The 25,371-nt window shown below is 62.7% G+C and carries 22 protein-coding genes; 12 read left to right on the forward strand and 10 right to left on the reverse strand.

Annotation, left to right across the window (positions count from 1 at the left end; all coding sequences use genetic code 11):
• Position 1: 1 nt before the first annotated feature.
• The 4 genes from ACIPZF_RS22610 to ACIPZF_RS22625 all read right to left on the reverse strand — a co-directional run bounded on the left by ACIPZF_RS22610 (position 2) and on the right by ACIPZF_RS22625 (position 4,349).
• Positions 2-724 (reverse strand): DUF899 domain-containing protein, encoded by a 723-nt coding sequence (locus ACIPZF_RS22610; RefSeq protein WP_400803430.1) that lies wholly within the window; start codon positions 722-724, stop codon positions 2-4.
• A gap of 313 nt (positions 725-1,037) precedes the next feature.
• Positions 1,038-1,697 carry an HAD family hydrolase gene (locus ACIPZF_RS22615; protein ID WP_400803432.1) on the reverse strand — a complete coding sequence of 220 codons (660 nt, stop codon included), beginning with the start codon at positions 1,695-1,697 and terminating at the stop codon, positions 1,038-1,040.
• A 156-nt stretch (positions 1,698-1,853) separates the two neighbouring features.
• On the reverse strand, positions 1,854-2,765 hold the full coding sequence (locus ACIPZF_RS22620) for a magnesium transporter CorA family protein (protein WP_400803435.1): 912 nt from the start codon (positions 2,763-2,765) through the stop codon (positions 1,854-1,856).
• Between the two features lie 3 nt (positions 2,766-2,768).
• Entirely contained in the window at positions 2,769-4,349 is a 1,581-nt protein-coding gene (locus ACIPZF_RS22625; RefSeq protein ID WP_400803437.1) for a RimK family protein, read from the reverse strand.
• A 94-nt stretch (positions 4,350-4,443) separates the two neighbouring features.
• Here ACIPZF_RS22625 and ACIPZF_RS22630 point away from each other — a divergent pair, with 94 nt between their 5' ends.
• From ACIPZF_RS22630 to ACIPZF_RS22650, 5 genes are all read left to right on the forward strand, one after another.
• Positions 4,444-5,538: a peptidase C39 family protein gene (locus ACIPZF_RS22630; protein WP_400803440.1), complete on the forward strand. Its 1,095-nt coding sequence runs from the start codon at positions 4,444-4,446 to the stop codon at positions 5,536-5,538.
• 112 nt (positions 5,539-5,650) lie between these two features.
• Positions 5,651-6,268, forward strand: a complete 618-nt coding sequence (gene lexA / locus ACIPZF_RS22635) for a transcriptional repressor LexA (RefSeq protein ID WP_400803443.1) — start codon at positions 5,651-5,653, stop codon at positions 6,266-6,268.
• The gene (gene imuA / locus ACIPZF_RS22640) at positions 6,268-6,888 is read left to right on the forward strand and encodes a translesion DNA synthesis-associated protein ImuA (protein WP_400803446.1); all 621 of its coding nucleotides are present in this window, start codon (positions 6,268-6,270) and stop codon (positions 6,886-6,888) included. Before lexA ends, imuA begins: the two co-directional genes overlap by 1 nt.
• Before the next feature lie 3 nt (positions 6,889-6,891).
• Positions 6,892-8,310 (forward strand): Y-family DNA polymerase, encoded by a 1,419-nt coding sequence (locus ACIPZF_RS22645; RefSeq protein ID WP_400803449.1) that lies wholly within the window; start codon positions 6,892-6,894, stop codon positions 8,308-8,310.
• On the forward strand, positions 8,307-11,387 hold the full coding sequence (locus tag ACIPZF_RS22650; protein WP_400803450.1) for an error-prone DNA polymerase: 3,081 nt from the start codon (positions 8,307-8,309) through the stop codon (positions 11,385-11,387). Before ACIPZF_RS22645 ends, ACIPZF_RS22650 begins: the two co-directional genes overlap by 4 nt.
• Before the next feature lie 109 nt (positions 11,388-11,496).
• On the opposite strand, the gene ACIPZF_RS22655 is transcribed toward ACIPZF_RS22650, so the two are convergent.
• Entirely contained in the window at positions 11,497-12,318 is an 822-nt protein-coding gene (locus ACIPZF_RS22655; protein WP_400803453.1) for an aldo/keto reductase, read from the reverse strand.
• Complete coding sequence (locus ACIPZF_RS22660; protein WP_400803456.1) at positions 12,306-13,211, reverse strand: LysR family transcriptional regulator; 906 nt, start codon at positions 13,209-13,211, stop codon at positions 12,306-12,308. Before ACIPZF_RS22660 ends, ACIPZF_RS22655 begins: the two co-directional genes overlap by 13 nt.
• A gap of 138 nt (positions 13,212-13,349) precedes the next feature.
• On the opposite strand from ACIPZF_RS22660, the gene ACIPZF_RS22665 reads away from it, so the two are divergent.
• The 4 genes from ACIPZF_RS22665 (at position 13,350) to ACIPZF_RS22680 (ending at position 18,827) form a co-directional block, all read left to right on the forward strand.
• On the forward strand, positions 13,350-14,048 hold the full coding sequence (locus tag ACIPZF_RS22665) for a CoA transferase subunit A (RefSeq protein ID WP_400803458.1): 699 nt from the start codon (positions 13,350-13,352) through the stop codon (positions 14,046-14,048).
• A gap of 35 nt (positions 14,049-14,083) precedes the next feature.
• The gene (locus ACIPZF_RS22670) at positions 14,084-14,740 is read left to right on the forward strand and encodes a CoA transferase subunit B (RefSeq protein WP_400803461.1); all 657 of its coding nucleotides are present in this window, start codon (positions 14,084-14,086) and stop codon (positions 14,738-14,740) included.
• Positions 14,741-14,882: 142 nt separating this feature from the next.
• On the forward strand, positions 14,883-16,301 hold the full coding sequence (locus ACIPZF_RS22675; protein WP_400803464.1) for a short-chain fatty acid transporter: 1,419 nt from the start codon (positions 14,883-14,885) through the stop codon (positions 16,299-16,301).
• Positions 16,302-16,619: 318 nt separating this feature from the next.
• Positions 16,620-18,827, forward strand: coding sequence for a TonB-dependent siderophore receptor (locus ACIPZF_RS22680; protein WP_400803465.1), 2,208 nt, complete (start codon positions 16,620-16,622; stop codon positions 18,825-18,827).
• A 49-nt stretch (positions 18,828-18,876) separates the two neighbouring features.
• Here the strand turns inward: ACIPZF_RS22680 and ACIPZF_RS22685 are convergent, their stop codons facing one another.
• Together ACIPZF_RS22685 and ACIPZF_RS22690 are read right to left on the reverse strand one after the other, a co-directional pair.
• Positions 18,877-19,770, reverse strand: coding sequence for a dihydrodipicolinate synthase family protein (locus tag ACIPZF_RS22685; RefSeq protein WP_400803468.1), 894 nt, complete (start codon positions 19,768-19,770; stop codon positions 18,877-18,879).
• 33 nt (positions 19,771-19,803) lie between these two features.
• A complete protein-coding gene (locus ACIPZF_RS22690; RefSeq protein WP_400803471.1) occupies positions 19,804-20,586 on the reverse strand; it encodes an aldolase in 783 nt (260 codons plus the stop codon).
• 151 nt (positions 20,587-20,737) lie between these two features.
• On the opposite strand from ACIPZF_RS22690, the gene ACIPZF_RS22695 reads away from it, so the two are divergent.
• Positions 20,738-21,280: a helix-turn-helix domain-containing protein gene (locus ACIPZF_RS22695; protein WP_400803474.1), complete on the forward strand. Its 543-nt coding sequence runs from the start codon at positions 20,738-20,740 to the stop codon at positions 21,278-21,280.
• Positions 21,281-21,290: 10 nt separating this feature from the next.
• A complete protein-coding gene (locus ACIPZF_RS22700; protein WP_400803476.1) occupies positions 21,291-22,088 on the forward strand; it encodes an AraC family transcriptional regulator in 798 nt (265 codons plus the stop codon).
• On the opposite strand, the gene ACIPZF_RS22705 is transcribed toward ACIPZF_RS22700, so the two are convergent.
• Positions 22,077-22,658: a LysE family translocator gene (locus ACIPZF_RS22705; RefSeq protein ID WP_400803479.1), complete on the reverse strand. Its 582-nt coding sequence runs from the start codon at positions 22,656-22,658 to the stop codon at positions 22,077-22,079. The two genes, ACIPZF_RS22700 and ACIPZF_RS22705, sit on opposite strands and share 12 nt — an antisense overlap.
• Positions 22,659-22,917: 259 nt before the next feature.
• On the opposite strand from ACIPZF_RS22705, the gene ACIPZF_RS22710 reads away from it, so the two are divergent.
• Entirely contained in the window at positions 22,918-24,489 is a 1,572-nt protein-coding gene (locus ACIPZF_RS22710; RefSeq protein WP_400803481.1) for a TerC family protein, read from the forward strand.
• On the opposite strand, the gene rarD is transcribed toward ACIPZF_RS22710, so the two are convergent.
• On the reverse strand, positions 24,452-25,339 hold the full coding sequence (rarD, locus tag ACIPZF_RS22715) for an EamA family transporter RarD (protein ID WP_400803482.1): 888 nt from the start codon (positions 25,337-25,339) through the stop codon (positions 24,452-24,454). The two genes, ACIPZF_RS22710 and rarD, sit on opposite strands and share 38 nt — an antisense overlap.
• Positions 25,340-25,371 lie beyond the last annotated feature (32 nt).

A 25,371-nucleotide genomic window follows, 5' to 3' on the forward strand; every position in this document is an offset into this window, starting at 1 on the left:
ATCACTCATGGCAGCAGTGCGGCTTCCCGATTTGCCCTTCGTAGCGATCGTGATGCCGCACCCAGTCCATGGTGCCTTCCTCGTTGCGCCCAAGCGGTGCAATGTCGAGGAAGTTGTAGGTGTTGACCAGTATGTCCAGCCCGCGGGCATAGGTGGAGTAGGTGTGGTAGACCGTACCGTCCTGGTCGCGGTAGAAGGCGCTGAGGCCGGGTAATTCACTTTCGTCGCCGGTGTAGGGTTCGTAGTTGTACTGTCGTTCACCTTGGCTGCCGACGCTCACGCCGAAGTCCTCATTGAAACCGCTGCCGCTTGAAGAGAACCAGGGGAAGCGCCAGCCCATGCGTTGGCGAAACGCCTGGAACTCGGCATAGGGCGCACGCGACACGGCGACCAGCGAGACGTCGTGATGGGCCAGGTGCAGATTGGCGCCGTCGAAGTGGTCGGCGAGGAATGAGCAACCGGGGCAGCCTTCGCTCCAGCCCTCGACGAACATGAAGTGGTAGAGCAGCAGTTGGCTGCGCCCGGCAAACAGGTCGGCCAGGGTCAGATCGCCGTCGGGGCCTTGGAAGCGGTAAGGTTTTTCGATTTTGACCCAGGGCAGGGCGCGACGGGCGGCGGCCAGTTCGTCGCGCTGGTGGGTGAAGGCCTTTTCGTGCAGCCAGAGCTGATGCCGGGCGGCTAGCCATTGGTCGCGGGAAACGGTTTCGTGGTTTTTGGGGTTCATGGGGCTGACTCCGCGCTGGGGGGATTCAGGTAGTGGTCGAGTGGGGAGGGGGCGGATCGACAGTTGGCTTTTTACGGGCGACGAATGGTGAGAGCCCAGGCGCATGGCATGAGATTTTCAGTGATGCACAAATCGAGCGCCGCCCGCGCGGCGCATCGCGGCTGAAGCCGCTCCCACAGTGGCAGACGCGCGCCTTGGTCACAGGCATAATTGGCCCGAAACAAACGTAGGAGCGGATTTTATCCGCGATGCGCCGCGCGGGCGGCGCTCGATTTGTGCCGCGCCAGAAGGCCCAAGACAAGCACCCCAGGCTTCACCCCCGCATCGCGTCAATCACCCCCCACAACCGCGGATCCTCAAAATCTTCCACCACCAGCTTCGCCCCCGCAGCCATCAGCCGCTCCGGCGTCTGAGTCGTCGCAATCCCCACCGTAAAGATCCCAGCCCCGCTGGCAGCCCTAACCCCTGGCAACGAATCCTCGAACGCCAACGCCTGACCGGCATCCGCGCCCAGGCACTCAAGCCCGGTCAAATACGGCAGCGGATCCGGCTTGGGCCGCGCCAGTTCCTCAGCCACCAGCACATGCCCGAAGCGCGCGCCAAGCCCCATGGCCGACAGCATATGCTCGGCATTGAGCCGGGGTGCATTGGTCACCACGCACATGCCGATCCCGTTCGCCTCGGCATGCTCCAGCAAGCGCAGCAAACCCGGCATGGGTTCGAGCGCCGGGGCAAGCTCGCGGAACAGGGCCTCCTTGCGATCGGCCAGCGCCAGGCAGTCCACCTTGCTGGCCTGTGGAAACAAGTCGGCAAACAACGGCCCATTGGCGCGCCCACTGATCTGGGCATCGAACTGCGCCTGGGTCAGCTCACGGCCGTCATGCTCGCGCAGCAGTTGCCGGAAAGCCTGCAAGTGCAGGGTGTCGGTGTCGGTCAGGGTTCCGTCGAGGTCGAACAGCAGGGCAGTCAGCATCAGGTATCCATCGGGTTGAAAACACAAGCCACCGGATGATAGCCATCTTGGCTAGACCTTCCAATTACTGGCGGGTCGGACGATCTCGTAAAGACTCTGTAAAAGGCGAGCGCTGGGGCCGAGAGCAGTTCGCTCAAGGGATACCAGTGCAGTGGGTCATGCCATGCGCCGCAACGCCACGGCCATACCTCCACCCAGCATCGCCATGCCCATCAGCAGTGCCGGAAATGACAGCCACCAGGGCATGCCTGCTGTCATCATGCTGAACTCCGACATGCCGCCGATGCTGGCCAGCAGGTTCAATGGCAGGAACACCACATTGATCAACGTTAAATTGCGCAGTGCGTGGTTCATACCGTTGTTGGCCAGGTTGCCGCGAGCCTCGATGAGGTTGGTGAAGACCTGGGCGTGGATCTTCGCCTGCTGGTAACTCTGGTCGTTCTCGATGATCAGATCGTTCAGCACCTCCAGTTGCTCGGGCCTGAAGCCGTGCTTCTGGCCGTGGCTGCGCAGCAGGCCGAGCACGGCGCCGTTGCTCTGGATCGCATTGACGTAATAGACAAGGCTCTCGCTCAGGCTGTACATCTGCACCAGATGCTGGCTGTCCATGGGCCGGTCGAACTGCAACTGGATCTCGCGGGTCACCTGCTTGACCACCCGCAAATGCCCCAGATAGTGATGCACGCTTTCGGCCAGCATCGCCATCAAGACATCCAGCGGAGTGCTGATGCCGGCCTGGTGATCCATGCCGTCCAGCAGCGAATTGCTGGAGCAGATGACTACCAGGCGTTTCTCGCTGAGCACCACGCCGAACGACGTCACGTTGAACACCCGGCCATCGAAGCTTTCCGGGCGTTTCCAGATCAGGAACAGGTGATCGGGCTTGATTTCGATGCGCGCGACTTCGTCCGGGTCCAGTGAGCACTCCAGCGCCTGGGTGCTTACGCCCAGGCGCTCGCACAGCCGGACCTGCTCGGCGTCGTTCGGCGCCACGCACAACCAGATACTGGCCTGGTCCTCGGTGGCTTCACGCAGAGCACCGCTTTCAGTGCGGTAGCATTCGATCATCGTTCACCATGCCTGGCCGAGGTGTTTACGTTCGAGCCGCTGCACGAAGGCCTGCAACACGCGGCGGTAAAGGCCATCGCCCAGCATAGCGTCTTCGATGCCGGCGTCGAGGTTGGGGTTGTCATTGACTTCGATCACCAACACGCGGTTGCCGGTCTGCTTGAGGTCCACCCCATACAGACCCTGGCCGATGAGCCGCGCGGTGTCGACGGCCAGCTTCACCACCTCGGGCGGAGCCTGCTCCACCGGCACCGCACGGCACTGGCCGTTGACTTCGCCGGCCTGGGCCTTGTGGTTGTAGATCTGCCAGTGCCCCTTGGACATGAAGTACTGGCAGGCGTACAGCGCCTCGCCATTGAGTACGCCAATGCGCCAGTCGTATTCGGTGTAGCAGTACTCCTGGGCCAGCAACAGCACCGAGTGTTCGAACAGCTCCTGCGCTGCCGCAGCCAGTGCCTGGGCATCGGCGACCTTGATCACACCCTTGGAGAAGCAGCCGTCGGGAATCTTCAATACCAGCGGGAAGCCAAGCCTGCGGCCAACCGCCTCCAGTTCCAGGGGACGGTCCTTGTACAGGATTTCGGTGGCCGGTGCGCCCAGGTTGTGGCGCTTGAGCAGGTCGGCCAGGTACACCTTGTTGGTGCAGCGCAAGATCGAGGAGGGGTCGTCGATCACCACCATGCCTTCGCTTTCGGCCTTTTTTGCGAAGCGATAGGTGTGGTCGTCAACCCGGGTGGTTTCGCGAATGAACAGCGCGTCGAATTCGGCCAGGCGTGCGTAATCCTTTTTCTCGATCAACTCCACATCGATACCGAGCTGCTTGCCGTTCTCGATGAAGTGCTCCAAGGCCTGTGCATTGGACGGTGGAAGCTCTTCCGCTGGATCGTGCAGGATCGCCAGGTCAAAGCGCGCCAGGCGCTTGGACGCAGGCTGGCGCCACGTGCGGCGGTTGAAGGCATCCAGCGCGTCGGCGAAGTAGTGTTGCTGCTCGTCGCGCAACTTGTGCAGGGCACCTGCCTTGATGCCAGCGATCTGCCAGGCATCGCCTCGACGAAACTCCACCAGCAGGATGGGGCAGGGGAATGACTCGAACAACTGGCGGCCAATCTCCTGCAGCGGCTCGATGGCGGTACGGCCGAAGTACAGGGTCAGGGTGAAGGCTTCGGTACTGCCATACGGATGGTTGGCCAAGGCCCGTTCAAGGGTGCGCTCCAGATCGTCCAGTCCCACGCCATACAGCGCCTTGCGGCTCAGCTCGCTGACCGTGCGTACCGAGGGAAATACCTTGTGCCCGCGTGCCTCGGCCAGCAGTGAGCAATAGTAACCCTGGCCCAGGTACTTGTAGTTGCGGCACAGATTGAGTACCTGGGTGCGACCGGGCACATCGTCGCTGTGTTCGAGGTAATCCTGGGCGAGCATCAGGCTCTCGCTTGGCAGGTAGCTGGCCCAGTCCTCCTTGCGCTCGACCAGGATCAGCAAGCGGCTGCCGCTGCGCCGGGTACTGGGTGGCTCCTCGTTGAGGGTGATTGTGGAACCTTCGCTTTTGGCCAATACTTCGGCCACGTTGGCTTGCACCGCTGACATGAGTTTTCGATCCCTGTTGAAGAACACGCCCCTTCAATAAAACACGGGTTTTGCGACCTGTCCCGGTTCGTTACTCAAACATTACGGTGGTGCCATGGCTTTTGATTTTCGCTTTGCGTCGGTGGCTGATGTCGAGGCGCTGACTGCGCTGGAGCAGGACTGCTTCACCCTGGACCGCCTGAGCCCGCGCAACTTCAGCTGGATGGTGCGACGCGCCAATGCCAGCTTGATCGTTGCCGAACAAGAGGGGCAATTGGAAGGTTATGCATTGCTGCTGTTTCACCGTGGCACATCAATGGCGCGGCTGTATTCGATTGCGGTAAGCCCTTCCTGGCGTGGCCACGGTCTGGGGCAAAGCCTGCTGGAACAGGCCGAGGCCGGCGCGCTGCAGCACAATTGCGTCTGGCTGCGCCTGGAAGTCCGTAGCGACAACCCGGCGGCCATCAGCCTGTATGAAGGCAATGGCTATCAACGCTTCGCGGTGGTTGACGATTACTACGAAGACCACGGTCAGGCGCTGCGCTACGAAAAGCGCATTCTGCACAATGCGCCGGCGCCTGCCCGGCAGGTCCCTTATTACGCGCAAACCACCGAGTTCACCTGCGGCGCGGCCTGTCTGCTGATGGCCATGGCCGCCATCGAGCGGGGGCGGCCGCTGCTGCGTACCGAGGAGATTCAACTCTGGCGTGAGGCGACGACCATCTTCATGACCGCAGGTCATGGTGGTTGCAGCCCGCAGGGTTTGGCGCTGGCCGCGTGGCGCCGGGGGTTCGACGTGCGCATGGTGCTCAGCCAGACCGGTTCGTTGTTCATCGACGGCGTGCGCAGCGCGCAGAAAAAGGAGGTGATGAAGCAGGTTGAGGACGGCTTCGTCGAGGCGCTGAGCGAGACCGATGTGCAACAGATTTTGGCTTCTGGCCTGGATGTGCGTTCGGCGCTGCAGGCTGGTTTCAAGCCACTGGTACTGATCAGCAGTTACCGCTTTACACGCCACAAGGCGCCGCACTGGGTCCTGGTGACCGGCTGCGACGACGAGTTCGTGTACCTGCATGACCCCGATGTCGACCACAGCCGCCACAAGCGCAGCCTGGATTGCCAGCACCTGCCGGTGAGTCATGCCGAGTTCGCGCGCATGAGCTGTTTTGGCGGGCAGCGGGTCAGGGCGGCCGTGCTGCTGCGTGGCCGGTAAGCGTGAAGCCTGTTTTTTTACACTTTCTTCATGCTTTGGGCAGGCTCTGAGCCGCGATGCCCTTAACCTGACGACGAAGGGGGCTGTTCAGCGCAACGCGAAAAGAGTACAAATGTGCTCCATGGACAATCTGACTCCCAAACGCCGCGCAATCCTCGACTTCATCCGAGAACGTATCAGCGATCACGGCCAGCCACCGAGCCTGGCCGACATCGCCAGCTGCTTCGGTTTCGCTTCGCGCAGCGTCGCTCGCAAGCACATCACCGCCCTGTGCCAGGCCGGCTACATCGACGTCACGCCCAACCAGGCCCGCGGTATCCGCCTGGCCGAGCCGTTGCGCCGCCCGGAAATCCTCGAAGTGCCCGTGCTGGGCCAGGTGGCGGCAGGTGCGCCGATCGGCCCCGACCTGGGCATTCACGAGCAGTTGCTGCTCGACCCCAGCCTGTTCCGGCGCACCCCCGACTACCTGCTTAAGGTGCGCGGCGACTCGATGGTTGAAGACGGCATCTTCGACGGCGACCTGGTGGGTATCCTCCAGCAGAGTGACGCCAGAGATGGGCAGATCGTGGTCGCGCGCCTGGACGGGGAGGTCACCATCAAACGCCTGCAACGCCTGGCTGGCGGCTACCGGCTGCTGCCGCGCAACCCGGCCTACGCGCCGATCGACGTCGGCCCCGAGCGCGAATTCTTCATTGAAGGGGTGTTCTGCGGCTTGTTGAGGCGTGACTGATGGGCGCGGTAGTCGATCTCGATCGGCTGCTGGATCAGCGCCAGGTCTGGCGTGGCCGGCAGGCCCAGGCGCGACCGAGCGGGTTGCAGCCCACGGGCCATGCCTTGCTTGACCAGCGCCTGCCCGAGGGCGGTTGGCCTGCGGCGGCGCTCAGCGAGTTACTGCTGGCAAGCCCGGGCTGCGGCGAGCTGCACCTGCTGTGGCCTACCTTGGCACGGCTGACAGCCGAAGGTGGGAGGGTGGTGCTGGTCGCGCCGCCTTTCATTCCTTACCCGCCAGCCTGGCAGGCGGCTGGCGTGGATCTGCGCTGGCTGGTCCAGGTCGATGCCGAACAGGCCGACGCGCTCTGGGCGGCTGAGCAATGCTTGCGCTCTGGCAGTTGCGCCGCCGTGCTGTGCTGGCCAGAGCGCGCTGATGATCGTGCTCTGCGCCGCTTGCAGGTGGCGGCCGAAACCGGCCAGGCGCTGGCGTTTGCCTGCCGGCCACAGCAGGCTGCGCACAACCCTTCGCCGGCCTCGCTGCGCATTGCCATCGATACCCGGCCCATGCAGTGGCGCGTGCTCAAGTGCCGGGGCGGTATGCCGCCTGCGTCTGCTATCGCCAGCCCAGGGCGGGGGTGATGCATGCTCTGGGCTTGCATCCTCTTGCCACAGTTGGCGCTGGACTCGATCCTGCGCGAACGCGATGACGCTGATACGCCGCTGGTGCTGATCGGCGGGCCGGTGCAGCGTCGTGTGCTGCAGGCTGTCAACCCGGAGGCGGCCGCACTTGGCCTGCGTGCCGGGCAAACACTCACCGCCGCCCGTGCCTTGGCCGATGGTTTCACCTGCGTCGAAGCCGATCCCTTGCGTATCGAACAGCTGCAGCAATTGCTCGCCGCCTGGGCCTATCGCTACAGCGCACAGGTCAGCCTGCACTATCCGCGCGCCCTATTACTGGAAGTGGGTTCCAGCCTGCAGCTGTTTGGCCCCTGGCCGCTGTTCGAGGCCCGCCTGCGTGAAGAGTTGAACGCGTTGGGCTTGCGCCAGCGCATCGTCCTGGCCACCAACCCGGTCGCGGCGCGCATGCTAGCCAATGGTCATGACGGCCTGGCGTTGACATGCGCCGACGATACCCGCGCCGCCTTGGCGCGCATGCCCATCGCGCGAATAGGGCTGCCCATCGATGCCGCCGAAGCCTTTGCCCGCATGGGCCTGCATCAGCTCGGCCAGGTGCTGGCCCTGCCGCGTGATGCTTTGGCCAGGCGCTTTAGTGCTCAGGTGCAGCTGCACCTGGACCAGTTGCTCGGCGTGCGTACCTTGGGGCTGGGCTTTTATCAACCGCCGGACCGGTTCGAAACACGTCTGGAGCTCAATTTCGACGTCGAATCACACCAGGCGCTGCTGTTCCCGCTGCGTCGCATGCTCAACGACCTTGCCGCATTCCTCGCAGGGCGGGACTGTGGCGTACAGCGTTTCTCCTTGCACCTGGAGCATGCCGAAGGGCCGGACACACAGCTGCAGGTCGGCCTGTTGGCCGCCGAGCGTGATCCGGCGATGCTGTTCGAACTGGCGCGCGGGCGCCTGGAACCGCTGCGTATCCCTGCACCAGTGCGTAATCTGCGCCTGGTCGCCGATGACCTGCCGCCGTTCGTGCCCCAGCACCAGGCGTTATTCGACCCCCGTGCCCAACAGGCCCAGCCCTGGGAGCAACTGCGCGAACGCTTGCGCGCGCGCCTGGGTGACGAAGCGGTCAAGGGCTTGCGCGCCGAAGCCGACCACCGCCCCGAATGTGCCTGGCAGCTCGCCGAGCAGGGTGCTCAGGGCAGCCTGGCAGCGCTGCCGGGTAGCCGCCCTGGCTGGCTGTTGCCCCAGCCACAGGCACTGGATGCCAGCGGCCATACCTTGCTCGGGCAGGCCGAGCGCATCGAGTCGGGCTGGTGGGACGGTGGCGACGTGCGCCGCGACTATTACCGCATCGAAACCCGTGAAGGACTGCGAGGCTGGGCCTATCGCGACCTGGCACAACCCGGCCCGCTGTGGCTGCAGGGCTGGTTCGCATGAGCCTGCCTGCGTATGCCGAACTGCATTGTTTGTCCAATTTCAGCTTTCAGCGCGGCGCTTCCAGCGCTGAAGAGTTGTTTCGTCGTGCCCAGGAGCAGGGTTATCAAGCCCTGGCGATCACCGATGAGTGCACTTTGGCCGGCATCGTACGTGCCTGGCAGGCCGCCAAGGCGCAGCAGTTACGCTTGATCGTCGGCAGTGAAGTACGCCTGCAGGACGGCCCGAAGTTGGTGCTGCTGGTAGAAAACCTCACCGGTTACCAGAACCTGTGCGCGCTCATCACCCGTGCGCGACGGCGAGCGGAGAAGGGCGATTACCAGCTGTTCAGCGATGACCTGCGGCAGCACCACCAAGGGCTGCTGGCGTTGTGGATCGTCGACGACCCCAGCGACCCGGCACCAGGCCAATGGCTGCACGGCGTGTTCGGCGAGCGGCTGTGGTTGGGCGTGCACCTGCACCGTGGCAGTGATGACGAAAAACGCCTGGTCCACTTGCGCGGCTTGGCGCAGCAACTGGGCATCCGCGCCGTCGCCTGTGGCGATGTGCACATGCACGTACGCGGTCGACGGGCCTTGCAGGATTGCATGACCGCCATCCGCCAGCACTGCAACGTCACCGAAGCCGGGCGCTTCCTGTTTGCCAATGGCGAACGCCACCTGCGTACGCGAGAGCAATTGGCCGAGCTCTATCCGTCCGAGCTGTTGTCCGAAAGCCTCGAAATTGCCGAGCGCTGCCAGTTCGACCTCAGCGAATTACGCTATCAATATCCACGTGAGCTGGTGCCGGAGGGGCAAACGCCTGCCAGCTGGCTGCGCGAACTGTGCGAGCGTGGCCTGCCGCAGCGCTGGCCATCGGGGCCGAGCGACAAGGTGCGGGAAGTGCTGGCCAAAGAGCTCGCCCTGATCGAAGAGCTGGGCTACGAAAGCTACTTCCTGACTGTGCACGACATCGTCGCCTTTGCCCGTGGCCAGCATATCCTTTGCCAAGGCCGTGGCTCTGCGGCCAACTCGGTGGTGTGTTTCGTGCTCGGCATCACCGAGCTCGACCCGATGGAGCATCGGCTGTTGTTCGAGCGCTTTCTGTCCCGCGAGCGCAACGAACCGCCGGACATCGACGTGGACTTCGAGCACGATCGCCGCGAAGAAGTCATCCAGTATGTATTCCGACGCTATGGCCGGCATCGCGCGGCGCTCACAGCAGTGGTCAACACCTACCACGCTGCCGGCGCGGTGCGTGATGTGGCGAGGGTGTTGGGCTTGCCTGCCGATCAGGTGGATGCCCTGGCAAAGTGCTGCGGGCGCTGGAGTGATCGCATCCCCGACCAGCAGCGTCTGGCCGAGGCCGGTTTCGACCCGGGCAGCCCTTCGTTGCGGCGCATCCTGGTGCTGGCTGGCGAGCTGATCGGCTTTCCGCGTCACCTGTCACAGCACCCGGGGGGCTTTGTCATTTCCGAACAGCCACTGGATCACCTGGTGCCGGTGGAAAACGCCGCCATGGCCGAACGCACGGTCATCCAATGGGACAAGGACGACCTGGACATGGTGGGCCTGCTCAAGGTCGATGTGCTCGCCCTGGGCATGCTCAGCGCCCTGCGCCGCTGTTTCGACTTGCTGCAACGCCACCGTGGCCGGCACCTGACTTTGGCGACCATCCCCAGTGAAGACCCGGCCACCTACGCGATGATCAGCCGCGCCGAAACCATGGGCGTGTTCCAGATCGAATCACGGGCGCAGATGGCCATGCTGCCACGGCTCAAGCCCACCACCTTCTACGACCTGGTGATCGAGGTGGCCATCGTGCGCCCGGGGCCGATCCAGGGCGACATGGTCCATCCTTACCTGCGCAGGCGCTTGAAACAGGAGCCAGTGACCTACCCCTCGGAGAAACTCAAGGAGGTCTTCGCGCGTACCTTGGGCGTGCCGTTATTCCAGGAGCAGGTAATGGAACTGGCCATGGTCGCCGCCGACTACAGCCCTGGCGAGGCCGACCAGCTGCGCCGCAGCATGGCCGCCTGGAAGCGCCACGGCGGCCTGGAACCGCACCGCGAGCGTTTGGTGCAGGGCATGTTGCGCAATGGTTACGACCTGACCTTTGCCGAGCGCATCTTCGAGCAGATCAAAGGCTTTGGCAGCTACGGCTTCCCCGAGTCACACGCGGCCAGTTTCGCCTTGTTGTGCTATGCCAGCAGCTGGCTGAAATGCCATGAACCGGCGATCTTCACCTGTGCCTTGGTCAACAGCTGGCCGATGGGCTTCTACAGCCCCGATCAGCTGCTGCAAGAGGCGCGGCGGCAGGGGATTGAAGTGCGGCCGGTGGATGTGTTCCAGAGTCAGTGGGATTGCACACTGGAACCTGTCGCTGAAGAGGGCCTGGCCATCCGCCTGGGGTTGCGCCAGATTCGCGGTTTCGCCGAAGCCGATGCCCGGCGGCTGGAAGCGGCGAGGGCGGACAGGCCGTGGCGCGATGTCGAAGACCTGTGCCTGCGCGCCGGGCTCGACAGCAGGGCCCGGGCTCGGCTTGCCGATGCTGGTGCTCTACGTGCACTTGCCAGTGACCGCCACCAGGCACGCTGGCAGGTGGCAGCCGTGCAGCCGCAGTTGCCGTTGTTCGCTGAAGTCCAGGCAGCCTCTGAGGTTGCAGTGGCATTGCCGGCGCCAACCGTCGGCGAGGACCTAGTGGCCGATTACCAGACCCTGGGCACGACGCTCGGCCCACATCCGCTGACACTATTGCGCCCGCGGCTGCGTGCCTTGGGCTGTCGCAGCTCGAGTGAGCTGGCGGGCGCCGAGCATGGCGATGCGGTCGCCGTGGCCGGCCTGGTGGTGGGGCGTCAGCGGCCGCAGACTGCCAGCGGGGTGACTTTCGTGACCCTTGAAGATGAGTTCGGCATGGTCAATGTGGTGGTGTGGCGAGACCTGGCCGAGCGGCAAAGGCGGGCGCTGGTGGGGTCGCAACTGCTCAAGGTGAGCGGGCGGCTGGAACAGGAGAATGGGGTAAGGCACCTGATCGCCCGGCGGCTGGAGGACATCAGCCCCTTGTTACAGGGACTGGATGTCCGAAGCCGGGATTTTCACTGAATTCACCGGCCTCTTCGCGCGGCAAGCCCGGTCCCACAGAGATTGCATCTACCTTCAGGACTGCGGTGTTTGTGGGAGCGGGCTTGCCCCGCGAAGAGGCCGGTAAGTCTTACACCATCGCCAAATGTTGCTTGCGTGTCGGCGCCGGAAACGCCCGGTCGATTGCCCGCAGCTCCTCGCTGCTCAAGGTCAATGCCCCCGCCGCTGCATTCAACCGCACATGTTCAGGCGCCACTGCCTTGGGAATGGCGATCACGCCGTCATCGCGGGTTACCCAAGCCAGGCTGACCTGCGCCGGCGTAGCGCCATGCCGCTCGGCAATTTCGCCCAAAACCGGATGCTGCAACAACCGCCCAGCCTGGGCCAACGGGCAGTAGGCCATGATCGGCAAAGCGCGTTGCCGGCTCCACGGCAGCAGGTCGAACTCGATGCCGCGCTGCAGCGGGTTGTACAGCACCTGGTTGGTGGCGCAGTCGGGGTTGTGCAGTTCGCGCAGATCATCGGTATCGAAATTGGAAACGCCCCAACGGCGGATCTTGCCCTGTTCGCGCAAACGCTCGAACGCCTCGACGGTTTCTTCCAAGGGGTATTGGCCACGCCAGTGCAGCAGGTACAGGTCGATGACGTCGGTGCCCAGACGTTTCAGGCTGCGCTCACAGGCTGCAGGCACACCACGCTGGCTGGCGTTGTGCGGGTATACCTTGCTGACCAGGAACACCTGCTCGCGCCGCCCGGCGATGGCCTGGCCGACAACCTCCTCGGCGCCACCCTCGGCATACATTTCCGCGGTGTCGATCAGGCTCATGCCCAGCTCGATGCCTTGCTGCAGGGCGGCGACCTCGGCGCCCCTGCGAGCAGGGTCCTCGCCCATGTACCAGGTGCCCTGGCCAATGGCCGGCACGTCGCTACCTGCCAGTTTCACGTATCGCATGTCACCTCCGGAGTCTGGGTATGGGAAAGCAGTACCTCCAGCAGCGCCTGGGCTGCCGTAGACAGTTTGTGGTCGCCAAGGGCGATCACGCCGATGCGCCGTTCGACGGCGGGCTCGACCAGTGTGATGCAACGCGCGCCAAGCTCCTGCATCTGCTGGATGCACAGCGCTGGCACCGCGCTGACGCCCAGGCCGTTGGCGACCATGCGGCCGACGGTCGATAACTGATGGCTTTCGAACGCCACCGCCAGTTTGCCGTGCTGAGCCGCGACATTCTGCTCCAGCAGCAAGCGCACGGCTGAAGGGCGTTGCAGTGCGATGAAATCTTCGGCCAGCAATTGCGACCAGCTGACTTGGCCATGCAAGGCCAGCGGCGAATCGGCCGGCACCACGGCAACGAAACGGTCCATGTACAGCGGGTGGAAGCGCAGGCCTTCGGTGTTTTCCGGCTCGAAGCCGATGCCCAATTCGACGCGGCGGTGGCGCACCAGTTCCAGCACCTGTTCGTTGATCACGTCATGCACCGTAACGTTGACCTTCGGGTAGCGCTGGCGAAACACCTTGAGCGTATGCGGCAGCAAATTGCCGGCAAAGGCCGGCATGGCCGCGACCGAAACCCGCCCCAGCTGCAGGGTGAAACGCTGGCGTAGCATCTCTTCGGTATCGTCCCAGTCGGCCAGCAGGCGCCTGGCCAGCGGCAACAGTACTTCGCCTTCGGCCGTCAGGCTGACGCTGCGGGTGGTGCGGGTGAGCAGGGCGCCGCCGAGGTTGTCTTCCAGCGCCTTGATGGTCAGGCTCAGGGCCGGCTGGGACACATGCAGATGCTCGCCCGCCTGGGCGAAGCTCTGATACTTGGCCACGGCGACGAAGGCGCGCAGTTGCTTGACGTTCATGGCGGGCTCACGGTTGTTTTGGAAAAGTTATCAATCGATGACGAAATCAAAATTAACAAATCAGTCGCCAGCGGTGAAGATGCATCTACACGCTCACCGACAGCCTCGTCGGTCAACAACTACAAAAGGCGGATCAGCATGGCCGGACTGGACAAGCGCGTAGCAACCTATGAACAGGCCCTCGATGGCCTGACCGACAACATGACGGTACTGGCCGGCGGCTTTGGCCTGTGCGGCATCCCGGAAAATCTCATCGCCGAAATCAAGCGCCGTGGCGTCAAGGGCCTGACCGTGGTCTCGAACAACTGCGGCGTCGACGGCTTTGGCCTGGGCGTGCTGCTGGAAGACCGGCAGATCCGCAAAATGATCGCTTCCTACGTGGGTGAGAACGCCGAATTCGAACGCCAATTGCTCAGTGGCGAGCTGGACGTGGAACTTACCCCTCAAGGCACCCTGGCCGAGAAAATGCGTGCCGGTGGCGCCGGTATCCCGGCCTTCTTCACCGCCACCGGCTACGGCACTCCGGTGGCCGAAGGCAAGGAAGTGCGCGAATTCAAGGGCCGCAAGTACATCCTCGAAGAATCCATCACCGGTGATTTCGCCATCGTCAAAGGCTGGAAGGCCGACCACTACGGCAACGTGGTGTACCGCAACACTGCACAAAACTTCAACCCACTGGCCGCCACCGCCGGCAAGATCACCGTGGTCGAAGTGGAAGAGATCGTCGAGCCAGGCGTGCTGCTGCCCAGTGAAATCCACACCCCGGGCATCTACGTCGACCGGGTGATTGTCGGCACCTTCGAAAAACGCATCGAAAAGCGCACCGTCAAGGCCTGAGCGCCGTCCTTCAGAACAACAAAGAGATCCTGACCATGGCATTGACCCGCGAACAGATGGCACAACGCGTTGCCCGTGAACTGAAGGACGGCTACTACGTCAACCTCGGCATCGGCATTCCGACCCTGGTGGCCAACTACGTACCGGCCGATATGGACGTCATGTTGCAGTCGGAAAACGGCCTGCTCGGCATGGGCGAATTCCCCACCGAAAATACGATCGACCCTGACATGATCAACGCCGGCAAGCAGACCGTCACCGCCCGTTGCGGCGCGTCGATCTTCGACTCGGCGCAATCCTTCGCCATGATCCGTGGCGGTCACGTCGACCTCACCGTGCTCGGTGCCTTCGAAGTGGACGTTGAGGGCAATATCGCCTCGTGGATGATCCCGGGCAAGCTGGTCAAGGGCATGGGCGGTGCCATGGACCTGGTGGCCGGTGCCGAGAACATCATCGTCACCATGACCCATGCTTCCAAGGACGGCGAGTCCAAGCTGCTGCCGCGCTGCAGCCTGCCGCTGACCGGTGCTGGCTGCATTCGCAAGGTGCTGACCGACCTGGCCTATCTGGAGATCGAAGATGGGGCCTTCATCCTGCGCGAGACCGCGCCGGGGGTTAGCGTTGAAGAAATCATCGCGAAGACCGCTGGCAAGCTGATCGTGCCGGATGATGTGAAGGAAATGACCTTTTAAAATCTTCGCCGACCCTGTGGGAGCGGGCTTGCCCGCGAATGCACTGGTGGTTTCGCCATCGCATTCGCGGGCAAGCCCGCTCCCACAGGGTTTTTCTGTTGTTGCAGCAAAATCCTACAAAACCAATAAAAGGAAGTCCCAAGTGGCCGCTGATATCCAAGACAGCCGCTCCGCCCGTTTTGCCCTGCGCTGCTCCAACTGGGCCGAGCGCTGGTTCCCCGATTCCTGGGTGTTCGCCGCCCTGGCGGTAATGCTGGTGTCGCTCGGCGCGCTGGCCATGGGCGCGAAACCCACCGATACCGCCAAGGCCTTTGGCGATGGTTTCTGGAGCTTGATCCCGTTCACCATGCAGATGGCCTTCGTGGTGATCGGCGGCTACGTGGTGGCCAGCTCGCCACCGGCAGCACGGCTGATCGACCGCCTGGCGCGGGTGCCGAAGAACGGCCGTTCGGCGGTGTGCTGGGTGGCGCTGATTTCGATGTTGGCCTCCTTGCTCAACTGGGGCCTGTCACTGGTGTTCGGCGGCCTGCTGGTGCGCGCGCTGGCGCGGCGCAGCGACTTGAAGATGGATTACCGCGCCGCTGGCGCCGCCGCCTACCTGGGCCTCGGTGCAGTGTGGGCGCTGGGCTTGTCGTCGTCGGCGGCGCAGTTGCAGGCCAACCCGGCCAGCCTGCCGCCGTCGATCCTGTCGATCACCGGGGTGATTCCATTCACTGAAACCATCTTCCTCTGGCAGTCCGGGGTCATGTTGGCCGCGCTGGTCATCGTCTCGCTGGTGATCGCCTATGCCACCGCACCCGGCCCGAACAGCGCGCGCAGCGCCGAAGACTGCGGTGTCGACCCCAGCTTCACGGCGCCACCGGCACCCCAGCGCACCCGCCCGGGCGAGTGGCTGGAATACAGCCCGATCCTGATCCTGCTGATGGTTGCCCTGGCCGGCGGCTGGCTGTACCAGGAATTCGCCACCAAACCGGCGATTACCGCGATCTCCGGGCTGAACACCTACAACCTGCTGTTCATCATGCTCGGTGCCTTGCTGCACTGGCGCCCGCGCAGCTTCCTCGACGCCGTGGCGCGGGCGGTGCCTACCACCACGGGTGTGCTGATCCAGTTCCCGCTGTATGGCTCGATCGCCGCCATCCTCACCCAGGTAAAGGGTGTCGATGAACAGACCCTGGCCCACCACATTTCGCTGTTTTTCACCCAGATCGCCACCCACGATACCTACGCCGTGCTGATGGGCGTGTACTCGGCGGTGCTGGGCTTCTTCATCCCGTCGGGCGGTGGCAAGTGGATCATCGAGGCGCCCTACGTGATGCTGGTGGCCAACGACCTGCAGTACCACCTGGGCTGGGCGGTGCAGATCTACAATGCCGCCGAAGCGTTGCCCAACCTGATCAACCCGTTCTACATGCTGCCGCTGCTGGGCGTGCTGGGGCTGAAGGCCCGGGATCTGATCGGCTTCTCGTTCGTGCAGTTGCTGGTGCATGTGCCGCTGGTGCTGGTGTTGCTGTGGGCCTTGGGTACAACGTTGCAATACGTACCCCCAGTGATGCCTTGATGTTGTCTGTACCGGGCTCTTCGCCGGTAGGAGCGGATTCATCCGCGAAGCTTTTTAAGTTTTGTGGAAGACAGTTGCTCCCACAGGGATCGCGCAGCTTTTTGAGTTTTGGGGGGCAGTCCAGGCACTCCGCTAGATTCAAGGGCAGCGCGGGACTTGTGGGAGCGGGCTTGCCCGCGAAGAGGGCGGCTCAGGCGACACAATCTTTACGTTTTGTTGACAAATCGATAACGATTCTCATACGAGATTCGTTTTCATGTGAATGCCGCGCAATGGCAGTCACGGATTTTCAGCTAACGTACAAGGAGTAAGGCAGCGATGTTCGCGCCCATCAACCGTTCCACGACCCTGACCCTGGGTCTATGTGCCACCCTGTTCGGCTCGGCCGAAGCGCATGCAGAGGAGGGGGTACTGGAACTTGGTTCCACCGAAGTTCTCGCCCAAAGCCTGGGCAGTACCACCGAGAATAGCGGCTCCTACACCACCGGCAGCATGAGCGCGGCCACGCGCCTGAACCTGTCGATCAAGGAAACCCCGCAATCGGTCTCGGTCATTACCCGCCAACAGCTCGACGACTTTCAACTCGATACCCTGTCCGAGGCGATGGCCCACGTTACTGGCGTGACCGTACAGCGCAACGACTCGGAGCGGCCGACCTATTATTCGCGCGGCTATGCGATCAACAACTTCCAGATCGATGGGATGCTCAACACTTTCTCTGGATTGAAGTCGGACTCGGACACCATCATCTACGACCGCATCGAAGTGGTACGCGGCGCCACCGGCCTGACCACCGGCGCGGGTGACCCTTCCGGCACCATCGCCATGGTGCGCAAGCGCCCGACCCATGAACTGGCGGTCAAGAGCGGTGTCAGCGCCGGCAGTTACGACAATTATTACAGCTACCTGGACGTCGGCGGCCCGCTGGGCTGGGACGGGCGCCTGCGTGGGCGTACGGTGCTGGCCTACCGCGACAGCAAGTCGTACATGGACAAATATGCCAGCCAGCGCGAAGTGGCCTACGGCATCCTCGAAGCGGACCTGACCGACAGCACGGTCCTGGCAGTGGGCTACGACTACCAGAACAAGGATGTGCAGGGTGCTTCGTGGGGTACGGTGCCGTATTGGAACGCCGAGGGCGGCAAGGCTGACCTGCCGCGTTCCACCAATATGTCGGCGCCCTGGTCGTCCTGGCCGCTGAAAGACAAGACAGCGTTCATCACCCTCGACCAACGCCTGGCCGATGATTGGCTGCTCAAAGCCGCCTACACGCACCGCGAGAGCGATACCGATGGCAAGGTCTACTACGGCGGCAGCGGTTTCCCCGCCGCCGACCGCAGCGGCATGGGCGCCTATATCAGCCACTTTGCTGGCGAGGAGAAGATGGATGCTATCGACTTCAACCTGGCCGGCCCCTATCAACTGTTCGGGCGTAGCCACGATTTCATGGTCGGCTACGGTGTCTCCGAACGTCGCAACAGCTCGCCGTTCTTCGCCGGGCGTAGCGACCCAGCTGGCTATAACGTGATTCCCGACTGGAAATACATGGGCAATATCGTCAAGTTCAGTGATTACGACACCGGCCTGGATTCATCCCGTTCGTACACCAAGCAAAAGGCCGGCTACATCGCGACACGCCTCAACCCGACCGACCGCCTGCACTTCGTGCTCGGCAGCCGCTATGGCAGCTGGGAAACCGAAAGCAAGAACTGGTCTTATGACAACAACCTCGCGGTCACCCGCAGCACCCGCAGCGAGCAGACCCAGAATGACCAGTGGACGCCTTACGCCGGTGTGCTCTACGACCTCACCGAGCAGTACACCGTATATGCCAGCTACGCCGATATTTTCAACCCGCAGACGGTGCGCGATGTCGACGAGAAATACCTGGAGCCCATCGTTGGCAAGGTCTACGAGATCGGCCTGAAAGGCGGCCTGCTGGATGACCGGTTGAACCTCAGCACCGCGGTGTTCCGTAGCAAGCAGGACAACGTCGCCGAGCAGGACGATTCGGTACCGCCGGGGCCCAATGGTGAGATCTACTACAAGTCGGGCGGCAAAGGCGTGGTGGTGGAGGGCTTCGAAGCCGAAATCGCCGGCGAACTGACCCCCGATTGGCAGATGAGCCTGGGCTACAGCTATACCCACGCCGCAACCGGCGACAAGCAGCGCAAGAACACCGAGCAGCCGCTTAACCTGGTGCGCTTCTCCACCACCTACAAGCTGACCCCGGCATTGACCGTAGGTGGCACCGTGGACTGGCAGAGCGACAATTACAAAGCTGGCAGCCGGCCGGTAGGGCGTAATGCCGATGGCCGGATCATCACCGTTGCCGACACCATCAGCCAGAAGGCGTTCTCGGTCGTCGGGCTGATGGCCCGCTACCGGTTCGACGAGCATCTGTCGGCCTCGCTGAACGTGAAGAACCTGTTCGACGAGCATTACTACAATAACGTGGGGTTCTATAACGGCGTGTACCACGGCGAGCCACGGACGATGATGGTGAGTCTGGACTGGAAGTTGTAAGGGTATGAGTCCCGTGGCAGTGGGATCGTCCACTGCCACAGAAGTCACATCACGCCTTGATATCGAGGCTATTCAGCAGCACCGTCAGCTGCGAACACCCTTGCTCATCCAGCCCGAACACCGGCCGCCGCGGTTCACCCACCGGTAACCCGGTCATCCCTAGCCCAGCCTTGATCGTCGCCGGTAGCCCGCCCTTGAGAATGAAGTCGAGCAATGGCAGCTGCCGGTAGAACAGCGCTTTGGCGTTCTCGAGGTCGCCGGCCAGCACAGCCTGATAGAGCTGCTGGTTGAGTGCCGGGATCAGGTTCGGCGCTGCCGTGCACCAGCCCTTTGCCCCCGCCACGAATGCATCCAGCGCCAGAGGATTACAGCCGTTGTAGAACGGCACCTGGCCTTCGCCGAGCAGTTGCAGCTTGTGCATGCGCTGGATGTCGCCGGTACTTTCCTTGACCATGGTCACGTTGGCCACCTCACGCACGATGCGCAGGATCAGCTCCACCGGCATGTCGGTGCCGCTGGTGGCGGGGTTGTTATAGAGCATGATCGGGATATCGATGGCGTTGCCGATGGTGCGGTAGTGCTGGAGGATCTCGGCCTCGCTGAGCTTCCAGTAGGCCGCAGGCAGCACCATCACTGCATCGGCGCCGTGTGCTTGGGCGAAGCGGGCGCGGCGCACGGCGCTGGCGGTGGTCAGGTCGGAGACGCTGACGATGGTTGGCACGCGCTTGCCGACCTGGGCGAGGCTGTATTGCGCTACCTGCTGCCACTCACTGTCGCTCAGGTAGGCGCCCTCGCCAGTGCTGCCCAGTGGGGCGATGGCCTGCACGCCGCCGTCGATCAGGCGCTCGATGGATTGGCCGAGGGCCGGCAAGTCAAGTTGCTCGCCGTCGGCGCTGAAAGGGGTGATGGTGTAGCCGATGATGCCGTGGAAATCAGTGGTCATGGTTATAGGCTCCGCAAGCAAGGCATTCTGTAATCAGTTCAGGCAGTCGGCGTGGGCGTGCAGGCTCTGCCGGGCAAAGTAATTGAAAGCGGCGGCATGGCGCTTGGGCCGGTCGATCCAGTCATGCGCTTCGCGGCCCAATTCGGGTGCGATAGGTTTGACAGTACCGGCGGCCATGGCCAGCAACTGCAGACGGGCGGCGCGCTCGATCAATTGGGCGTACACGCAGGCCTGCTCGATGCTGGTACCGGTGGACAATTGCCCGTGGTGCGAGAGCAGGATGGCGCGTTTGTCACCGAGCGCTTCGCTGATGATCTCGCCTTCTTCATTGCCCACCGGCACGCCTGGCCAGGCTTCGAGGAAGGCGCAGTCGTCGTACAGCGGACACAGGTCCATGTGCGATACCACCAGCGGCACTTCGAGCATGGACAAGGCCGCGACGTGGGTCGGGTGAGTGTGGATGATGCAGTTCACATCCGGGCGTGCACGGTACACCCAGCTGTGGAAGCGATTGGCCGGGTTGGGCATGCCCTGGCCTTCGAGCACGTCGAGGTCTTCGTTGACCAACAGCAAGTTGCTGGCACTGATCTCATCGAAGCCCAGGCCCAGTTGCTGGGTATAGAAGGTGCCTGGCTGTGGGCCGCGGGCGCTGATCTGCCCGGCAAGGCCGGAGTCGTGGCCGTGGTCGAAGAGAATTCGGCAGGTCAGGGCCAGCTTTTCCTTTACAGTCCACGTATTATCCGCAAGCGAGCCTTGCATCTGCGCCAATGCGTTTTGCACCAGCTGGTCTTTGCTGTGGGTCAGGGTCTTGGCCATGGGAGAGTCCTCTGTGGCGTGATGAGCGATGTCAGCTTCGAACAGTCCGATGCTTTGGTCGGTGGAGGACAGTTCGCTGGCGTGACACAAATTATCCTATATGACACAAAGTGTCATAAGCAAGCCTGTAGGTCCGGGAAAAACACGCGGCATGTCTAACCGACTGAAATTGTTGAGAAAGAAACTTGGCATCACCCTTGAGTCGCTGGCTGAAAAATCCGCCATGACCAAGAGCTATCTGTCGAAAGTCGAACGTGGCCTCAATACGCCGTCGATCGCTGCCGCGCTGAAACTGGCGCGGGCGCTGAACGTCAACGTGGAGGAATTGTTCGCCGAAGAGCACGCTGGGCAATGCCGTTACAGCCTGGTGCGCCAGGGCGAGCGGCAGGCGCTGGTGGGTGATGGGCACGGGCCGGGATATGCGGCGTTGACCACTCAGGTCGGGCAGCGCAGCCTCTTGCCGTTCCTGATCCAGCCACCAAGCGAGTTCAGCGACCCGACCTTCAAGGAGCATCAGGGCGAAGAGTTTCTGTTCGTTCATGCGGGGCAGGTGGAGGTTGATTTCATGAATGAGCGGGTATTGCTGGAGGAGGGCGATGCACTGCATTTCAACGCCCAGACCCCGCACCGCCTGCGTTCGGTCGGCGAACGCCCGGCGCAGTTGCTGGTAGTGGTGCACGACGGCAACGAATGAGGACCTGGCAATGATCGAGGTGTCGCGGTTCTGGCGGGATCCGGCATTGCCGTTCGTTGAGGCGCGCTGTGTGGGGGACGGGCGCAAGGTGTGCTATGCCGCGCACTCCCACGAGAGTTTCTCGATTGGCGTGATCACTGGGGGGCGGAGCACTTACCTGAGTGGCGGCAAGCAGATCGAGGTGGCTGCCGGCGCCACGGTGCTGATGAACCCTGGTGTCGTCCACACCTGCAATCCGATCACGGGGCTGGGGTGGTCATATCTGATGTTGTTTGTCGATTGGCCTTGGCTGCAGGCGCTTGGGTTTGCCTTGCCAGCGCAAACCTGGAGCGCCTCGCCCGTACTCTACAACCGCTTGCTGCAACTGTTTGCCGACCTTTTCAATGGCGAACTGGATGATCGGGAAGGGCGCTTGGCGAATCTTTTCAATGAACTGCCAAGCTATCTGAAGGGTGTTGCGGGACCGAGGCAGTCCGAGCATCCTGGCCTGCAGGCGGCCGCGGCGTTCATTCGCGCGCACCGGCTTGACCCGCTGACCCTGGCGGACATCTGTGCAGCCAGCGGTTTGTCCCGGTCTTACTTGATCCGGGCTTTTGGCCAGCAGTTCGGTTTAACGCCGCATGGGTACCTGCTCGATCAGCGGGTACAGTACGCCAGGGCACAACTTCGCAAGGGGCGGGCGATTGCCGAGGTGGCGCTGGAAGCGGGGTTTGCCGACCAGGCGCATTTGCAGCGGGCGTTCAAAAGGCACCTGGCAGCGACGCCTGGGCATTATCGCAATGCAGTGCAGACAATTTCAGATAGCTAGATACATCGCGCTAGCTATCAACAACACTGCCAGCCCCCAATTAAGCCGCCGGATGTAGCGCGAATCCAGCAGATACTGGCGAATTACGCTCCCGGCCCAAGCCCAGCACGCTACTGAAATGAAACAGATCGGCCCGTAGATCCAGGTGAACAACCACAGCAATGATTGCTCACCGCCGGTGTAGGTGCCCACGCCGGCCACTGCCGCGAGCCAGGCTTTGGGGTTCAGCCACTGCATCGCTGCTCCGTGCCAAGCAGAGGGTGCGCGGTGCGGGTGGGTGTCATCCAGCTGACCGGCATCCCTGGCCAGCTTCCAAGCCATGTAAAGCAGAAATGCCACGCCCCCCCAATGCAGCGCTACGGCCAGCAGCGGCCAGCTCAACAGCAACTCGTGCACCCCCAGGCCAACCAGTACCAATAGCAGGCAGAAGCCCAACGTTGCTCCCGCCACATGCCACAGGCTTGCCCGCAGGCCATGCCGCGCGCCGCTGGCGAGGGCAACGACATTCACCGGACCGGGTGAAATTGATGCGGCAAGCGCGAAAGCGGCCATGGAAAGGGACAGGTTCATTGGCGATACTCCGAGGGTTGGAATGATGCTTCCAACTTACCGATTGGGCGCGGCAGGGTATTGAAGAAAAGTCCCCGGTGATCTGTTACAGGTTTTGTAATAGTTTCGCGCTATCTGAAAAACCTGCTGTGCTTGTAGGATCTCATTCCCAATTTTCTATTCAGGTCCTTATGAGCACCTTCGCGGAGCCCCCCAGTCCTCGGCCTTTCCGGCCATCCTCCCGCCGTCTTCGTGACGCTTCCTTCGAGAGTACCCGCTAATGGAATGGCTAGCCGACCCCACGGCCTGGCTGGGCCTGTTGACGCTTATCGTCCTCGAGCTGGTGCTGGGTATCGACAACCTGGTGTTCATCGCCATCCTTGCCGACAAGCTGCCACCGCACCAACGCGACCGCGCACGGGTGATCGGCCTGAGCCTGGCGCTTATCATGCGTCTTGGTTTGCTGGCCAGTATCTCGTGGATGGTCACGCTGACCGCGCCGCTGTTCGAGGTATTTGGCAAGAGCTTCTCCGGCCGTGACCTGATCATGCTGTTCGGTGGTGTGTTCCTGTTGTTCAAGGCCACCATGGAATTGCACGAACGCCTCGAAGGCCATGTCACCCAGGCCAGCGGTACGCTGCGCCATGCTGCGTTCTGGCCGATCGTGGCGCAGATCGTCGTGCTCGACGCGGTGTTCTCGCTGGATGCGGTGATTACTGCCGTGGGCATGGTCGAAGAACTGTCGATCATGATGATCGCGGTAATTTTCTCGATCGGCATCATGATCGTTGCCAGCAAGCCGCTGACCCGCTTCGTCAACGCTCACCCGACAGTGATCATGCTGTGTCTGGGCTTCCTGATGATGATCGGTTTCAGCCTGACGGCTGAAGGCCTGGGCTTCCACATTCCGAAAGGTTATCTGTACGCAGCCATTGGTTTCTCGATCCTCATCGAGCTGTTCAACCAGTTGGCCCGCGCTCGCCGCAAGCGCAGCCTGCAGCAGCACCGGCCGCTGCGCGAGCGCACCGCGCACGCCGTATTGCGTTTGCTGGGCGGGCGTAGGGTCGAAGCAGACGAGGTAGGTGAGGAAATCGCCGATCTGGTCGAAGGTGGCGAGGAGCATGTGCTGTTCGACCGCCGCGAGCGGGTGATGATCAGTGGTGTGCTGAACCTGGCCGAGCGGCCTATCCGCACGGTGATGACCGCCCGTGCCGAAGTCGATGTCCTCGACTTGGCGCAGCCTGCGGCGGCCATCACCGAGGCGCTGGCCAACTCGCCTTACTCGCGCCTGCCGCTGATTCGCGACGGCCGCATCGATGAACCCGTGGGCTTCGTGCACAAGAAGGAACTGCTCAAGGAGCTGCTATCGGGCAGCCAGCCGGACCTCGAACGCATGGCCCGTGCGCCGTTGAACCTGCTGGAGAGCTTCAGCATTCTCAACGCGCTGGAGCAGATGCGTAGCCAGTCGACTCACATCGCCTTCGTGGTCAACGAGTTCGGTGATTTCACCGGCCTGCTGACCATGACCGATATCCTTGAGTCGATTGCCGGCGAACTGCCTGATGCCAGTGAAGTGGAGGGGCCCGGTATCGTCGAAGAAGCGGGCGGGTTTGTCGTCAGCGGTGCGCTGAACCTTAGCCAGGTACAGGCGCGGACCGGTTTCAGCGCCCGCGCCACCGAGGACTACCAGACCCTCGCGGGCCTGGTGATGAGCCTGCTGGACCGCCTGCCGGTGGTCGGCGACCAGCTGGCCTGGAACGGCTGGGACATGACCGTGGTGGCGGTCGAGGAGCGGCGGGTACGCCAGGTACGCCTTAAACCGAACGCCGACGTTGACGCATCAGGTGTTTGAAACCCTCGAGCACCAACACCAGCACCGCGGCCCAGATCGGCAGGTACGTCAGCCACTGATCAGGGCCGATGGTCTCGCCCAGCAACAGCGCCACCCCCACCAGCAGCACGGGTTCGACGTAGCTGAGCAAGCCAAACAGGCTGAAAGGTAACATTCGGCTGGCCAGCACGTAGGCGATCAGGGCCGAGGCACTGATTGCCCCAAGCACTGGGATCAAGGCGTACAGGCCAGGGTGTTCGAGCAGGTCGGCGCTGGACAGCGGCCCCTGGACCACAAAGTAAAGAGCCCAGGGCAGCAGCAGGCACATGTCGCACCACAGCCCGCCCAGATGGTCGGTGCGGCAGCGTCGCCGCAGCACGAAATAGATCGGATAACCGACCATCACCAACAAGGTTTCCCAGGCAAAGCTGCCGTTCTGGTACAGCTCGTGGCCTACCCCCAGCACAGCGCAGCTCACCGCCACTTTTTGCAGGCGGGACAGGCGTTCGCCATAGACCAGACGACCGGTCAATACCATCGCCAGTGGCAGCAGGAAGTAGCCCATCGACACTTCAAGGCTGCGCCCGTGCAGCGGTGCCCAGAGGAACAACCACAACTGCACCCCCATCAACCACGAGGTACCTACCATGCCCAGCAGCAGCACAGGGGTCTTGCGTACACGCCCGAGCAGCTCGCCGACGCGCTTCCAGTCCTTGCTCACCAGCATGAACAAGGTAAGGCAGGGCAGGGTCAGCAGGGTGCGCCAGCCAAAGATCTCTTCGCCATCGAGCGGCGCGAGCAGGGAGGTATAGAAGTACATCACGGCGAACAGGCAGGACGCCGTGACCGAACAGATAATGCCTTTTGACACGAATGCCTCGGAACAGGGAGGAGTGAGCGGGT

The organism is Pseudomonas sp. NPDC089752 (assembly GCF_044748725.1).
Lineage (GTDB): Bacteria > Pseudomonadota > Gammaproteobacteria > Pseudomonadales > Pseudomonadaceae > Aquipseudomonas.